Source organism: Paenibacillus glycinis, from assembly GCF_009909185.1.
In the GTDB taxonomy this organism is placed as follows: Bacteria; Bacillota; Bacilli; order Paenibacillales; family Paenibacillaceae; genus Paenibacillus_Z; species Paenibacillus_Z glycinis.
In genome coordinates this window covers 1-15,811 of record NZ_JAAAMV010000037.1, presented here as the reverse complement: position 1 = coordinate 15,811, position 15,811 = coordinate 1, and the positions used below count along the sequence as shown (strand labels likewise).

Below are 15,811 nucleotides of genomic sequence, written 5' to 3'. Positions count from 1 at the left end.
GTTTACATACGCGATTTCATTTCCATCGATAAGCCGACGAAAACCGTCCCTGCTCCACCGCTCCGCCCGGAAGCGACCCGCTGTCATGATCGACGTTCTTAACCATCAATACCTTCGTCTTCGAGGAATCGGTAATCAAACAATACGTGACATCGACTCTTTGCATGTTCGGGCATCCCTTCCGATTCATAGTATCGCTGCTGTTATGTACATGCGGGGAATAACCAGCGTTTTAAGTAACGGTTCTTTATACGCTTGCTGCATGCTTTTGTTCCATTTCAGGATGCACGACTAATAAAGCACTTCTAATTGTTTATATTCTTTTGTTGGTGACCGCTTAGTTAAGACCGCCTTATCATGACTATGCGCGTTGAAAAGATTCACGATTTGCAAGCCTAATCGTCCGTTATATGTGATTCTTCCGTACTCGCTGCGTTGAAGTCCGAAGGCTTTCTCGGATAAGTAATGATGCCTTGCATCGTACCGTATTGGCTTGCCGCAGGAGTCCGAGTATTTAAAATACACTTCTAGTTCGTCGTTTTTGCGTTGAATTTCAATGTTTGCAAGCTTCCAATTTTCCAGTTGAGCGTCCAGATAATCAACGTTATTCTTTATCGTTTCAAATCCCTTTTCGTTTTGCAGAATTGTTATTGCCTGATAAGGAATCGTAAGGTTTGACTTGTAATCGACCAGCTTATCCGAAACCGAAAACGATTTATCGAATCTATTCTCGAATTCCCGAAAAACAAAAAAACAAAATAACTGCAAAGCCAGCTACTCCTACGAATACAAATAATAATTTGAAAAAGAGATTCATTTGCTCGTTTTCAATCGCCGCTATATGCCCCTTGCTAAGATCAAAATGATGCTGTAGCCATTTCCGATCGTATTTCGCATTCGCCTTGCTGTATGACCATTCCCATACGACTTCTCTTTTACCCACCTCAATCTCGCCGATATTCGAATCATTCCAATTATCAAAGTACCCGACGAACAAAATAAGCATGTCTTTGAACCGCAAGAAGTCGTCTAACAAAAACAACGCATAGCGATCAAGATTATTTCTTACGCGCAGGCTTTTCTCGATTTGTCCAATTTGATTGCCTTCCAAAAAAATAAGAAGATGCAGGTTATGCTTTTTGGTGACCTCATAGATTTTCACATGCTCATCCTTTAAGATCACTTCGTTGTAACTGAGCAGCGCTTCCTCCTGGACATTCCGCATTGCTCCGATGATGTTCCCGTTTCGATCACAAACCAAACAGGCTTCGGATATCTGTTTACTCCAGAGCCACTTAAACGGAATAAGGTTCTTTAAGTTGTTACCGAGTTGGAAACTTGTACGATACACTAAATCGCCTTTGGACGTCATCGTTGTTGAAAAAAACTTCGCCGTTGCAGGCATATTGATTTGATAAATTAGTTCGCCATCTTCTTCGACTTCGATTACTTTTTTAAGATTCGTTTTCGTCTGGTTAAAATGTATGATCATCTACACGTTCCTTTGGTATTTTCGCGTTTCGCCTAACGTTCTTGTAATCAAGAGCCGTATTGCCTTATGCGAACAACGACGTGTTGCCGCGATACGATTAGGTCGTGCAGGCACTTCCGGCTGATTCCTGTTCCCCGCTGAAAACTCTCATGTTCAAATTCACACTTAATTTCAACAGGACTGAGGGACTTATTCGATTCTTCTTATAAATTCATCTCTTATTGGCTTCGTTATCTTATCAAAGTAGTTAGCATCTTTCATATCAATCCATTGAACTTCAATTATGTCCTCGTTATATGGTTCATTAAATTCAGTTTTCAATGTTCCGCCGATGATCTCAGCGCGATATGTATATTTTTCTTTTTTCTTACTTATGAGCTCGATGATTTTAATTTGAAAGCCGGTCTCCTCTGCTACTTCCCTTACGCATGCTTGTTCTGGACTTTCTCCATCTTCAATACCTCCGCCTGGAAAATTCCAAACGATATCTCCACGCTCTACGTATTGTCTAACCATAAGTAAAGAATTTGGCCTATCATAAATGATTGCTTGAGCGATAATTGAGGATTCCCCCTATCCTAAAAGTTAACAGCGTGAACACGGTGTTAGATAAAACAGGTAACTCATTTGAATGACCCTCATGGTTTAATCGCCTTCCATATATACTTGTATTCCTTCACTTCAATTCTTCCATCGATTGTTTGTTCCTTAATCTTCAAGTCAAGCGCTTCAGCATATGCTGGCTTTGAATAGTCGGGATTGCCAGGTATCCCGGATAAAAACGTAGTAAACTCTTTTGGATCTTCGAATATGTATTTCGAATTGTTGAATTCCCTGATTTCGATACTAACAAAATGATTCTGATGCAACCTTTCCTTTACTGTTTCCAATGCACCGGAATGAATGCCGAAAATGGTTCCTCCGGATCTTAAGATCCGTGAATGATTAATGATTGAAGTTGGGCCTCTCCGATCATAGATTAAATCAAATTGGCCATCGGTAAAGGGTAAGTCTGTTTTTGTACTGGCTTCAATAAATACGACGTTTACTTGATCACTCTCTAGCTGCAGTTGCTGTGCAAGCTTAATCATTTCCGACGAATTATCAAACCCGATTAACGACTTTGTATATTTAGACATCTTTAACGTGAAATCACCGTGACCGCAGCCCGCGTCAAGTACCGATTCAAACTTAGGTAACATGCTTACGAGTCCTTCTTCAAAAATCTGCTCGGGAGACACACCTTCTATTGTGAAAATAGCATTGGATCTGTAACCGCCGTTTCGCAAGGCTATAGAATTGTACCAATCTACACTCATTAATCTGCCTCCGATCTAAAAAATACAGACTACTGGAACAAGAAAATCACTAGTGACATTGCAAGAATTAAAGAAGTTACTCTTCATTAAAATGAAAGGACTACTCTTTCAAGTCAGTCTGATCTATTGTCCTTTTCATTACCATGCTTAAAATTCCCGGTAATCTTAGCCATTACGAGTTGGATTTCTTTATGATCTTTATTCAAAATTCTTTGAAGAAATTTTTCGCTTTCCTTACCTGATAGTACTGTGACTTGCTTTCCCTTCCAATAAATAAATACTTTATTGTCTTTCGTTGTTTTATAGGTGAAGACTTCTTCATTTAGTCTATTTCGCTTGTCTATGTTACTAATAGGAACACTTCCAATCGTAAGATATTGAAATCAAAAGAACGTTGGTTAAAGTTGGACGGACTTAGGCGGTGCAGGCTTGTCGAGCTTATTCCACTTTCCCGAATTCCTTCTGCCGGACCGTGGTGCGCACGCCCCGTTGCCTGCTAACCTGAGGCACGGCTGCCGGATCGCCAAGCACGCGCCCCGCATAAAACCTGATCGCGCTGATCGCTTGATTGACATGCGAATGGGAGCAGCTCCGCTCCAACATAGAGTACCTCGACATTTTGTTTGCCCAATGCAATTTTCATCGTTGATCACCCTTTCAGTATAACAGTCCAGTTAAATACTGGAAACCGCAAACCAGCCCGATAGTCGTAGCTGCCGACGCAAAAAGGAGACCTCCCGCCCAGATGGACGAAGAAATCTCCCGATGCTTTCGGTTCGTATTCGAAAATCAGCTTACCAAGACCAGAAATAAATGCAAATGCCACAGTTTCCTGCATAAGGACATAGCGCTACCTCAAACTTGCTGCTTATCCGGCCATATTGTTCACGGTATCCGCGGGCGCGTACACCGAGATATGGTCCACTTTGCCCGTATCGGCCGGGATGATGAAGCGCAGCTCGAAGGTTTTGTTCGCTTCATAGGTGTAGACGGTGTCGCTGCCGCTCTTCGTCACCTTCGCCGCCTTGCCCAGCGCGGCTTCGATTTGCTTCAAGGTCAGCTTTTGCAGCTCGGGCGCGTTGGACCGGACATCGAAGATTTGACTGCCCTTATTGGAACCGATCACGGCATCTTTCTTCGCGTAGGTCGAATAGATACCTTTGCCGGCGAATTCCGTTTTATCGGCTTTGCCCCAGTCCTTCTCGACATCGTCGATCAGGCCTTTATCCGCCGCAAAAGGAATCCCCTTGACTTTGCCGTCCTTGGCCAACTCGAGCATTGCCTTGATGTCGCTCGCGGTTTGGCTGTCCGTATTCGACGGGGCCGTCGTATTGCCCGTGTCGCTGTTGCCGGCATTTCCGGTAGGTTCATTCGAAGTCCCGTTATTCGAAGTGCCGCCATTCGCGTTGCTGTCGCCGGTATCTGCAGCGTCGCCAGAATTTCCAGGATCCACCTGATTGTTCCCGGTATTCGTCGAATCCGCCGGCTGCGTCGCATTGTTTTGCGGCGCGGTGTTGGAATCGTTCGTCGCGTTGTTATTGCCGTTGGAGCAAGCGGACAGCATCATGGCTCCCGCCAGCAGCGCCGTAAACGCAAGCCGTTTAACGGATGGTTTCTTGTTCATCATGTTCATCTCCTGTATGTCTTGAATGCAAAGCTACTCCCTCTAAACGAGCTTGATTATGAAAATGTTTCAATTCCTTTTCCAAACTTTAGCATGCACCATAGTGAGCCAGGCTATGACATAAACCACACAAGCCATGCCTCGCCTATAATGTGACCGGGAATGCATTCCTCCGTCCCAACAAAAAAAGGAAGCGCATCGCGCTCCCCTCTTCAATAAAACCAACTACGTTTGGTTCGCGATCTCTTCCAGCGTAACCGGCCGATTTTCTTGCATCGACAAGTAGGCGCCGAACACCATCTGCATGGTCTTCAGGTTGTCCGCCACGCTGTTCTCCGGCTCGCGGTCTTCTTCGATGGCGCGCATCAGCTCGCCCATCGTGCCCATGAACGCATGCGGGAACCATTTGCCGTGCAGCCGCGGCTGGAACCAATAATCCTCGTGAATCGCCTTCGTATGAAAGCTCAGCGTATCTTCCCGGCCGACCGGATAGTTATACAGCGAGCCGTTCGTTCCTTTGATGATGCCTTCCGTGCCTTCGAAACGATAGGTCGCGTACCAGTCATCTTCGCCCGCGATGTGATTATGGTTATCGTGGATCAAGCCGCGCGCTTCGCCGGGAAACTTGATATGCAGCAGCGTGCGCGTCTCGCCGATCGTGCGCTGCCCCGGAAATTTCGCCCCGTCCGCATAGATATACTCCGGCGTGCCGAACAGGAACCGGATCGCATCGATATAATGAATGCTGTGGTACATGAATTCCAGCGTCGGCATCGTTCGCAGCCAGCCCCAGTTGGCAAAATCCTGCTTCACGTTCACTTGAATCGTCGCCTGCAGCAGCTCGCCCAGCCAGCCCCGCTGAATGATCGTATGGCTGGCACGAATGCTCGGCGACCAGCGCATTTGTTGGTTCACCGCACCCTTAATGCCATGTTTCTCGCAAGCTTCGGCAATACGTACCGCTTCGGCATACGACTCCGCGAGCGGCTTCTGACAGAGAATATGCTTGCCGGCCGCAGCCGCGCGCTCCGCGATGCCCGGCTGCACCTTCGCCGGTACGGCCAGATCCACGATGCGCACCGCGGGATCCGACAGCAGCTCATCCATGTCCCGATAGACCTTGGCGATTCCGAATTTCGCGGCCAGCTGCTCCGCGCGTTCCCGATTGAGATCATAAATGCCGACGACGCGCAGCCCGCCCATCTCGTAAGCCGGCAGATGGCAAGCCTCCACGATTTCGCCCGCACCGATGATGCCGATGCCCATTTCTTTATTTTGCGGCAAGGCCGGACGATAGTCCAGATCTAGCCAATCGCTCTTCACCGCGCCCATGCAGGGTAGCACCTCCGACTTCTTTTACAAGCTAGGACCGATCCGGTTAATGCTGAATTCCGTATGCCCCAGCACTTCCGCTTTCGTCCATTTGCCTTCCGCGACATCGACGATTTCCTGCCAGATCCGCTCGCCGGCCTGCTCCAGGCTGGCGCTGCCGTCCAACATATCGCTGACGTCGATATCCATATTGTCTTCCATGCGCTGGAACATCATTTTGTTGCCGGTGATTTTGATGACCGGCACCACCGCCGCGCCCGTCGGCGTTCCCCGTCCCGTCGTAAAGCAGACGATATGCGCGCCGCCGGCCGCCATGCCGGATACGCATTCGATGTCGTTGCCCGGCGAATCCATGAAGTACAGCCCATGATCCGGAATGCGCTCCGCGTATTCGATCACGCCTTGGATCGGCGCTTTGCCGCATTTGCTGATGCAGCCAAGCGACTTCTCCTCGATGGTGGACAAGCCGCCCGCGATGTTCCCCGGACTTGGATTGCCGCCGCGCATATCCGCCCCCATCCGCTCGACTTCTTTCTCGAAACGGTCGACGATGTAATAGAGTTTATCGGAAATTTCCGCCGTGACGCAGCGCTCCGCCAGCAGATGCTCGGCACCGATGATTTCCGTCGTTTCGCCGATGACGATGGAGCCGCCTGCCGCGATCAGCGAATCCGCGGCCGCGCCGAGCGCCGGATTGGAAGCGAGGCCAGAAGTCGCATCCGAGCCGCCGCATTTCACGGCAACCTTCAATTTATTCAACGGTACCGGCACCTTTTCCTGCTTCGCGAGATCCGCCATTAATCGTTTTGCCAGCTCCGCGCCATGCGAGATCGCTTTCACCGAGCCGCCGACGGACTGGATGTCGAACACTTCGACCGGTTTGCCCGTCGACCGGATCTCTTCCGCAAGCGCGATAGGATCCACGACCTCGCAGCCTAGGCTGATGATAAGAACCGCGCCTACGTTCGGGTTTTTCCCGGTGCCTGCCAACATGTCGAACGTCCGGGCTTTGTCCGAGCCGATCTGGCTGCAGCCGTGCTGATGGGGAATCGCCACCGCGCCCGGCACCAGCTGCATGATGCGGCTGCACACTTGATTGGAACAGATGACCGTCGGAATGATAAGCAGATGGTTGCGGATTCCGATATCGCCGTTCGCCCGTTCATAGCCCATGAATGTACGTGCCATATTAGTTCTTCTCCTTCGCGCCGAGGTCGCCGCGTCCGCGGATGCCTTCGATATTATGCACATGCACATGCTGCCCGACCGCGATCGGCGTCACGGCGCGTCCGATGACTTCGCCGTATTTGCGCACGTCCGCGCCGATCTCGACCGCCGCGACCGCTACTTTGTGACCGAACGGAATATCGTTCGATACGGTGACGTTTTGACTGCCCGCCCCATTCCGGTATGTGATCGTCTCGCCTGCCATGATTTCCCGAAGCGCCGTCACCACATGATCGCGTTCATCCATATAAAGCGCGTCCGCTCCGGTAGTGATGATATGATCCACCCTGTTCACCTATCCTTCGTTCAACGTATGGACATTCGAATGGCTGTCCCTTATAGTTTCATTATAGATCGTAAAAAACAGAATCTACATTGCGGTTTTCGCTGAAAGTATACCTTTTCTTGCACATATTGAGGCGTTTACCAAGATAAAAAGGAAGTGCACCGAATGGATCCCATGCGCAAGCAATTCGCCTCCGACGCCGCGCTTCCGATCGAGCTCGCGCTGCGCAACACGAAGAACCTCCAGGCGGAGCTCCCCGACCATTTGCACGACTGGCACGAGATCATTTACGTCCATGGCGGCGCCGGCTCTTTCTTCATTAACCAATCGTTCTACGAAATGCAGGCGGGCGACCTCTATCTCATTCCCGGCAATACGATCCATAAGACGCTCCCGCATCCCGACGCGCCTATTACGTCCTCGGTCGTGTTCTTCAGCGGCCAGTACGTGCAGGCATCCGCGATCGGCATGGATTCCTTCTCCTTCCTGCAATGCTTCGATACGGCGAGAACGAACCGCAGCTACAGACTGGAACTTCTCCCGGCGGAACGCGCGCGGCTCGAGGGGATCTTCGACGACATGCAGGCGGAGATTGCGGCCAAACAACCGGGATTCCGGCAAGCCATCCTGCTACTGCTGCAAACCATCCTGCTGCACATGAACCGCAACATCAACCCTGGCGTGATGAACCAAGCGCACAGCGATTCCCGGCCGGTCTGGCTCCAGAACGCGCTGCATGAAATCGACCGCCGTCTGGCCGACACGATCAGCTTAACGTCCTTGGCTGCCCTTGCCTCCGTCAGCCCTTCGTACTTCTCCCGGATGTTCAAGCAGTACACCGGACTTGGCGTCACTGAATACATCATCGCCAAACGCATCATGCATGCCAAGGAGCTGCTGGCCGAGTCCGACCGCACCGTCGCGGAAATTGCCGCCTCCTGCGGCTTCGAGAGCCTGCCGCATTTCTACCGCATGTTCAAGAAATTCGCCGGAGGCACGCCAGCCCGCTCCAAGCGGGAACAGTGATTGTCTCCTCGGAAGACCCGGCTCGCGGCCCATAAGCACTCGCCGCAAATTCAACCACTAACGCGCGAACGAATTATCGGCACTCCGCGCTCGCTCCCTAATGAATGGCATGCAAAAACGCTGCAATCGCGTCGGAATCGATTCCGCGCAGCTGCAGCGTTTTGTGTCTTTCGAACCCTTTTCATTTAACCCATGCCAGTTATACGCTCGCGCCCTGCCCAAGCCGAACGCCCGAATTAGCGGTCTGCCGGGAATACAAGTCCCTGCTGCCTTCTCGCTTCGTCCAGTACGTTCATGACGGCCAGCGAGTTGGCGAGCGTATTGATCGACGACTCCCCTGCCCCTTCTTCGATTGCCGCAATGAATGCCCGCGTCTCGTAGCTCATGACGAGTCCCTGTTCCGGCGCGTCGACTTCTTCCACCCGTCCGTCGCGGTAACGAATCGTCAGCTTGCGCGGCAAATTGATGGCGTCGATCGTCATCGTCCCGTCTTCGCCTTGAATTTCCGCGGGCAGCGCGGAATTGGAGATTTTAGAGTAGGTTATCGTCGCCTCCATCTCCTTGTAGCTCGCGATCATGCTGCCCTGCCCATCCACGCCCGACGCCAGCATCGTGCCGCTGGCGGCAATGCGCTCCGGTTTGCCGAACAGCAGGATAAGCGGATACAGGCAGTACACGCCGAGATCCATCAGCGCGCCATTGGAGAATTCCGGCTTGAACGCGTTCAAGACCTCGCCGGCCTTGTACTTGTCGTAGCGCGAAGAATATTGGCAGTAGCTGGCCGTGTAACGGCGGACCGGTCCAAGCGACGGCAGCAGCTCCCGAATCGCTTCGAAGCCCGGCATAAACGAGCTCTTCATCGCTTCCATGAAGACGACGCCCTGCTCGCGAGCCGTCTTGATCACCGCTTCCAGCTCGCGCGAATTCGATGCGGCCGGCTTCTCGCACAGCACGTGCTTGCCCGCGTTCATGCAGATCATCGCCTGCTCCGCATGGAGCGACGTCGGCGAAGCGATATAGACCGCATCTACTTCGCTGCTTGCCGCCATCTCCCCGATATCCGTAAAGGTCAGCGGGATGCCGTGCTTGGACGCAAAAGCTTCCGCTCGCTCCGAGGTCCGCGAGTACACGGCAGCCAGCGCGAATGCTTGCGTTTCCCGCGCCGCCTCGATAAATTGGTCCGTGATCCAGTTCGTTCCGATGATGCCGAATCGTATCATGCCATACTCCCCTTTCGTCGGAATCCATTTTACCCTTTTATCGTGCCGGGGGCAACGGCATGTCCGGCGCTTACCCGATCATAGCTTAAGCCGATAAAACGCCTTGTTCTCCAACCCCCGGACAGGCGTCGTCCATTCCTCGTGGTCCGCCGTCGTGTCTAGCGCGTCCTCGATCATCTGCAGCTTCGCGTCCAGGGAATCGATATAATGAAGCGCGACCGCCTCCGCGATCTGCGGCTGAACCGGACTGCCCCATTCGCCCAAGTTGTGATGCGACAGGACCAGATGCTGGAGCGCCATGACGCGCTCCGAATCCGTCGCGATGCCGGCATGGATGGCCGCTTCCGCGATCCAAAGCGATGCGAGCGAGATATGTCCGATCAATTTCCCCGTGATGCTGTAATCCGAGACGATCCCGAGCTCGGACACCATTTCCTCCGGCTTCGCGATGTCATGCAGGATGATGCCCGCTTTGACCAGATCCGCATTCAGGAAAGGCCGCTGCGCGCAAATAAATTCCCCGAGCTCGAGCATCCGCACGATGTGGTACGCCAGCCCGGCATAATACGCGTGATGATGCGATTTCGCCGCCGGCGAATGGATCAGCCGATCGCCTGCCTTATCCAGGCAATACGCCACGATCGTACGAATATCGGTATCCGCGATGCTATCTTTCACGTCATGAATGCGCGCAACGAGCGACTCCGGACCGACCGGCGCCGCGCGAACGAAATCGGTCAGCGATACGCCGTCCGCTTCCGTCGTTTTCCGAATGCGGTTGATCTTGACCTGCAATTTCTCCCGGTACAGCTGGACGATCCCCTGCACCTTCACGAGCGTCAGCGCTTTGAAGTTTTCCTTGTCGCTCTCTGCGGCATCCCATAGCTTCGCGGGCACTTGACCGCTGGAATCGGACAACGTCAAATTCATGAATTCCTTCGGCGGCGTCGTGTTCGTCTGCTTGACTTCGCTTTCCTTGATCAAATAATAACCGACAAAATCGTCGCCATCGCTCAACTCTATTATACGTGTCATAGGTAATCCCTCCCGATTCTTCCTCGCTCAATAGACACTATGAAAAAATCCCCTGCGGATGGCAGCGCTGAGTCCATCATACCATGAACTCTTTCGGCGCTGTCTACCGTCAGGGGAATCTTCCGAAAAATCGGGCATGCGCGAGCACGCCTATTCGATTGCAATTGCCGCACTCTCGGCCATAGCCTGACTTGACGACCATGTTGTCAAGATAAGGCCGTCAAGCTCGGCCGCTTCCGCTCATGAGCGGGAGCAAATGCGGCGCAACCGCTAGTTTATTCGACAAGCTCCAAATCCAAGCTCGCTTCCAGCGCCCGCAAAATGAGGACTACCGCCTCTTCACGCGTCGCGTTCGCGTTCGGCGCGAAGATATGCGGCCCTTTACCCTGCACGACGCCGGCTTCCGTCAAGGCCGCGATTGCCGGGGCTGCCCAGTGGCCGTTCGCGTCCGTGAACGGACTTGTGCCTGCGGCTTTGCCGAAATCGATAACCCGCGCCAGAATCGTGATCATTTCCGCGCGCGTGATGGACTGGTTCGGCTTGAAGCTGCCGTCGCCGTAGCCATTAATGAAGCCCAGCGATCCCAAAGCGCTGATCGCGCCATGCGCCCAATGATCGCCTTTCACGTCCGTGAATGCTGCCTGGTTCGCATCGCTCAGGCCCAGCGCTTTCGCGAGCATCGAAGCAAACTCCGCGCGCGTCACGTTCTTCTTCGGCAAGAATGATCCGTCCGCATAACCTTTCACGAATCCGGCCTTGGCGGCCAGAGCAATTGCCGAAGCGCTCCACGAGTTTGCCGGAACGTCGCTGAAGGTCACGGGCGTCGTATCCGCCAATGCCTTGGCGAGGTTCGCTTTCACCGCTGCCCCGTCCACGGAAGCATCCAGCACCGGCGTTCCCGGCGTCGGAGTGATGACCGGAGGCTTATCCTGATCCGGATCGGTAACCGGAGGCGCCGGCGGCGTAACGATCGGCCCCGAACCTCCGCCCGAACTCGCCTGCGTAACTGTAATCGTCAGGTACTCGTTGAAGCCCCAATAGTAGACGCGCAATTTTGCCGTACCCGGCTTGACGGCCGTGACGAGACCTTCCTTGCTTACGGTCGCGACGTCCGGATTCTTCGATTCGAACATCGCGAGATTCGTCACGTCAGGTTTGCTCAGATCGCTCATGGTCGCCGTTGCCGTTAATTGCTGCGTGCTGCCGGCCGTCAAGGACGTCAGATTCGGCGTAATGTTCAAATCGGTAGCCACCGGGGTCGCATCCGAATAGGTCGCGATGACCGGTACTTTAACCGGCACTCCTTTATACTGACCGATGACGTTGGTTCCGCCTTTGCGGTTCGTCCGCGCAATTTTGCCGTCTTCCGTAAGATCGGCGATCGTCGGGTCGCCGCTAAACCATTCAAGCTCCGCATTATTCAGCGTCTGTACGGTTGCATCGCTATAGATCGCTTTAATGACCGGAACGACCGGCTGATCGTCGGCGTCATCGAATACGTAATACGTCGGATCCGCGACAAGCGTCATGATTTTCGGCTTGATCGGATTCTTGGTCACGGTCACGTCGAAGGCGATCGTATGGCCGAAGTACTCGCCGGTCACCCGCGTCGTGCCTTCCTTCGTCCCGGCGACAAAGCGAACGTAGGGCTGCTCATCGTACACGGCGACGAGATCAGGATCGTCGATCTGCCAATTGACGAACCCGGATATAGGCTTGGTATGCGATTGGCCTTCTTTATCCGTATAAGTTTCATTCAACGCGACGAGCGACGAGCCCTGCGGATGAACGTCGACCTGATAGGCATCGTCCACTTGATCCGCATCGGCTTCGATGCCTTGCAGATCTACGACCTCGAAGTGCAGCGTGCGCGTGTATGCAATGCCGAAACGCTCATAGGTGAACACTGCATCGGTTTCGCCGGTTCCTAAGGCTTCAAAGGCGCTGTCCGCATTGACGTCAACGACGCCCGGCTGCGAGAACGTCCATGCGCCGCCTTCCGTTGGGAAGGTTTCGCCCGTCGTATCCAACGCGAACGGCTTCAGCTCATACGGGTTTTGCCCTTTGTACAACCTGAACGATGCTCCGTCGAAGTACCAGTCATATTCGGATGTCCGGAAGCCGATGTCGAGCACGTCGGGCTCACCCGGCTTCTCGGTTACCGAGACATTCACGATCGTCGGCGTAAAATCGCCGTAAGCGACGGTGAGGGTCGTTCTGCCGAATTTCTGATAGCCGCCTTCCGGATTCTCGTTTCCGGTCGATTTCCCTAGAATGCTGACCGCGCCGTTGTCTTTCACGACGTCGGCAATTTCCGTATCGTACACCGACCATTGCGCTTGATCGCTCACGTCCTCCGTTGTGCCGTCGCTCTTGACGGCAAGGAGTTGAACCGGGTATTGAGCGCCTTTTGCCACGATAATCTTCGTCGTCGACAACAGCAGCGCATCGACCGTCGGTTCCGCTGCCGCGCCTTCATCCGCCACTCTGACGTTGGAGGAGTAGTCGCCTTCCTTAACCGTTACCAGTACGGCGACGACAGCGCCGTCCAGCACCAGATGCACGCGGGTCGAACCTGGGGCTACCGGCGTCAAAACGCCATCCTTGACCGTTACCACGCCGGCATCCTGCGTCGACCACTTGCCCTGCGCCGTCACATCCGCGCTCGTGCCGTCATTATAGGCAGCCTGCACGGAAACCGCGCGAGGACCAGCCGTCACGTCAAGCGTAATTTGCGGCTCGCTTACGGTTACGCCCGTGATCTGCTTCGGCGTCTCCGGCTGATCGGTCGGCATGCCTTCGGCTGCACCCACCTCGATCGTTACCGATTGCCGCTGACCGCCGTACGAGACCTCGATGGCTGCCGTTCCTTTTCCGACTGCCGCGATCTCCCCTTTCCGGTTGACGGAGACCACTTGCGGGTTGGCCGAGCGATACGAAGCGGCCAGCGTTTTATCTGCCTTCTCTCCGTCTTCCATCACCGCTTCGACCGTCAGCGATTCGCGCTTTCCGATTTGCAAGTTCAGCGAACCCGGCGTAACGGCGATGGAGGTCGCCGTCTTCGGAGCCGCTTGCTTCACGATGACCGGAATAATGGCGATTTCATCGTTGTAGATCGCGCCGATTACGGCCGAGCCTACGGATTCCGCGACGATGGTTCCGTTATCGCTCCGATAGGCTACCGATGCATCGGACGCGAGCCAATCCGCATTGGCGATTTCGGAGGTGACGTCTTTGACCGTGCCGTCATTGTAAATCGCTTTAATGGCCGGTGCCTGAACGGGCTTTCCGTCCGCTATTTCCACGAAGGCCGGATCTGCCACCAAATTCAGAATCGCGCTTGCGGCCGCTTCCTTCGTGACCGTCACTTCAAACGTGAACGGTTCGAGCGACAAATAACGGCCGGTAATCGTCGTCGTGCCTTCCTTGTCGCCCGAGAAGACGCGGCCGGAATCGTTGATCGTCGCGATGGATTTATCCCCGACGGTCCATTCGATATCGCCCGTAACGTCGTCCGCGTTATAATTCTGGCCGGACCTAGGATCCTCGGAGTAGACGCCCATGATCGTAATTTCCTGATAGCTCCTCGGGGAGAGCGTGAGAGGGGAGTCAAGTTCCAACTGCTCCATCATGTCCGGCGTGAAGCGCTCCAGCTTGAACGGGCCGCCGACGAAGACCTGTACGCTCGTGACGAGCAATCCGTCATCGTAGCCATCCTCGCCTTCATTGCCGCTCGGAGCCGTGTACTTATACTCAAAATAAATATACGCCATGCCTTTGCCGACCGGCGAAATGTTGCCGTTCTGGTCGACGGTGGCGATGGATTCGTCACTCGAATACCATTTGCCCAGATTCGTCACTTCGTACCGATCCTGATCGGGATATTCCAGATCCGCGTACATCTTGTGCGGGGCGTCGGTCTCCATAATCTTCAACACGTCTTCCGAAAGCAGGAGGCCGAAGGTTTGGAGCGGAATCGGGTCCTTCTGAACGGTAACCGCGATCGACAGCGTAGGCAGGTCGCCGTATTTCACTTTGATGAATGTCGATGCACCGGCCTTGACGCCCTTGATCATGCCATGCGACACGGTCGCGACTTCAGGGTCGTCCGTGCTCCAAGAGGCTTCGGTCGTGATATCCCGCGTTGCTCCATCCGAGAACGTTCCTTGTAGATGAACCGGATAGTTCGTGTCCGCTTCCACGAATACGTTCAGCGTGGAGAGGAGGAACGTAACGAGCGTCGGTTCCGTCGGTTCCGCCGCTGCCGGCGCACCAGGCGCGGAGGTAACCGTGACGGGCACATTGACGACGGCATCGCCAAGGTTCAAACGCACCTCTGTCGAACCGGCGGCTTTTGCCGTAATGATGCCGCGTTCCACCGCGGCGATCTGGGGATTCAGCGACGTCCATACGCCTTGCGTCGTCACGTCTTTCGTTGATCCGTCTTTGTATTTCGCTTCTACCGTTAACGCATGATTTGCTTCCGACAAGGCGAACGTAACGTTCTTCTCGCTTGGCGTCACCGTATCGAACTGAGCTGTTGCTGCGTCTTGTTCGACCGAATTTGCTTTGGTGATCGCAGGCTCGGTATTCAAGCCCGAATCTGGTGAAGCATAGGTCAGGCTGCCGAATAACGAACAAAGGAGTACGATGATTCCGAGCGATAAGGCGAAAATTTTTCTGGCAACCTGGCGAAAATACATGACTTACCTCCTAGAGAGATTTTAGTTATATGAAAACATTTTCAAAAAATGCTCATATACAGATAGCTTCATAACATTTGCAGATAGCTTCATATTATTACTTAGTAGTATGTAAGATTTAATTAGTAATACATAAGTTTAAAAAAATATCTTAGACGGAATACAATAAATTTTCAGAATTATAATCGAGCTTGATTTTACTTGATTGTTAAGAATTTTTCAACGAATGCTGCAGAAATTTTTACCAAAACTACAAAAGTAACTACGAAAGGACTAGTTTCGCTTCATAAAAATAGGTATTTTTTCACAGACTTCTTGGCGCCGCTATGTCTCAATGCAATGCGTCTAGTACGCGTTTGATTCCACGAAAAAAAGGAAGACCAACGGTTAATAAACCCGTTGGTCTTCCTTTTTACCGATGCATTTCCACCCTGAAAACTGGATACGAACCTTTGCGAAAGGTGTCTTGCTTAGCTGATGTTACGCATGTCTTTGGATAAGCCCTCGACCGATTAGTATTCGTCAGCTCCACACGTTGCCGCGCTTC

At 53.1% G+C, this 15,811-nt stretch carries 14 protein-coding genes; 1 reads left to right on the top strand and 13 read right to left on the bottom strand.

Features of this window, described 5'->3' with window-relative positions; genetic code table 11:
• Positions 1-16: 16 nt before the first annotated feature.
• The 10 genes from GT019_RS30380 to GT019_RS30340 form a co-directional block, all read right to left on the bottom strand.
• Positions 17-166, bottom strand: coding sequence for an NUDIX hydrolase (locus tag GT019_RS30380; RefSeq protein WP_161747212.1), 150 nt, complete (start codon positions 164-166; stop codon positions 17-19).
• Positions 167-291: 125 nt separating this feature from the next.
• Positions 292-768, bottom strand: a complete 477-nt coding sequence (locus GT019_RS30375; protein WP_161747211.1) for a hypothetical protein — start codon at positions 766-768, stop codon at positions 292-294.
• Positions 725-1,492, bottom strand: a complete 768-nt coding sequence (locus GT019_RS30370) for a hypothetical protein (protein ID WP_161747210.1) — start codon at positions 1,490-1,492, stop codon at positions 725-727. Before GT019_RS30370 ends, GT019_RS30375 begins: the two co-directional genes overlap by 44 nt.
• 189 nt (positions 1,493-1,681) lie before the next feature.
• Positions 1,682-2,035: an NUDIX hydrolase gene (locus GT019_RS30365; RefSeq protein ID WP_328804081.1), complete on the bottom strand. Its 354-nt coding sequence runs from the start codon at positions 2,033-2,035 to the stop codon at positions 1,682-1,684.
• 95 nt (positions 2,036-2,130) lie between these two features.
• Entirely contained in the window at positions 2,131-2,811 is a 681-nt protein-coding gene (locus GT019_RS30360) for a class I SAM-dependent methyltransferase (RefSeq protein ID WP_161747209.1), read from the bottom strand.
• A 113-nt stretch (positions 2,812-2,924) separates the two neighbouring features.
• Complete coding sequence (locus GT019_RS32185) at positions 2,925-3,164, bottom strand: hypothetical protein (RefSeq protein WP_328804080.1); 240 nt, start codon at positions 3,162-3,164, stop codon at positions 2,925-2,927.
• A gap of 515 nt (positions 3,165-3,679) precedes the next feature.
• Entirely contained in the window at positions 3,680-4,435 is a 756-nt protein-coding gene (locus GT019_RS30355) for a YjgB family protein (RefSeq protein ID WP_161747208.1), read from the bottom strand.
• Positions 4,436-4,660: 225 nt separating this feature from the next.
• Entirely contained in the window at positions 4,661-5,767 is a 1,107-nt protein-coding gene (locus GT019_RS30350) for a Gfo/Idh/MocA family protein (RefSeq protein ID WP_161747207.1), read from the bottom strand.
• A gap of 24 nt (positions 5,768-5,791) precedes the next feature.
• Positions 5,792-6,955: a UxaA family hydrolase gene (locus GT019_RS30345; protein ID WP_161747206.1), complete on the bottom strand. Its 1,164-nt coding sequence runs from the start codon at positions 6,953-6,955 to the stop codon at positions 5,792-5,794.
• A 1-nt stretch (position 6,956) separates the two neighbouring features.
• The gene (locus GT019_RS30340) at positions 6,957-7,280 is read right to left on the bottom strand and encodes a UxaA family hydrolase (RefSeq protein WP_161747205.1); all 324 of its coding nucleotides are present in this window, start codon (positions 7,278-7,280) and stop codon (positions 6,957-6,959) included.
• Positions 7,281-7,445: 165 nt separating this feature from the next.
• Here GT019_RS30340 and GT019_RS30335 point away from each other — a divergent pair, with 165 nt between their 5' ends.
• Complete coding sequence (locus tag GT019_RS30335; RefSeq protein ID WP_161747204.1) at positions 7,446-8,306, top strand: helix-turn-helix transcriptional regulator; 861 nt, start codon at positions 7,446-7,448, stop codon at positions 8,304-8,306.
• Between the two features lie 236 nt (positions 8,307-8,542).
• Here the strand turns inward: GT019_RS30335 and GT019_RS30330 are convergent, their stop codons facing one another.
• The 3 genes from GT019_RS30330 to GT019_RS30320 form a co-directional block, all read right to left on the bottom strand.
• The gene (locus tag GT019_RS30330) at positions 8,543-9,526 is read right to left on the bottom strand and encodes a Gfo/Idh/MocA family protein (protein WP_161747203.1); all 984 of its coding nucleotides are present in this window, start codon (positions 9,524-9,526) and stop codon (positions 8,543-8,545) included.
• Positions 9,527-9,604: 78 nt separating this feature from the next.
• Positions 9,605-10,561 carry a 3'-5' exoribonuclease YhaM family protein gene (locus tag GT019_RS30325; RefSeq protein ID WP_161747202.1) on the bottom strand — a complete coding sequence of 319 codons (957 nt, stop codon included), beginning with the start codon at positions 10,559-10,561 and terminating at the stop codon, positions 9,605-9,607.
• Positions 10,562-10,836: 275 nt separating this feature from the next.
• On the bottom strand, positions 10,837-15,264 hold the full coding sequence (locus GT019_RS30320) for an S-layer homology domain-containing protein (protein WP_161747201.1): 4,428 nt from the start codon (positions 15,262-15,264) through the stop codon (positions 10,837-10,839).
• Positions 15,265-15,811 lie beyond the last annotated feature (547 nt).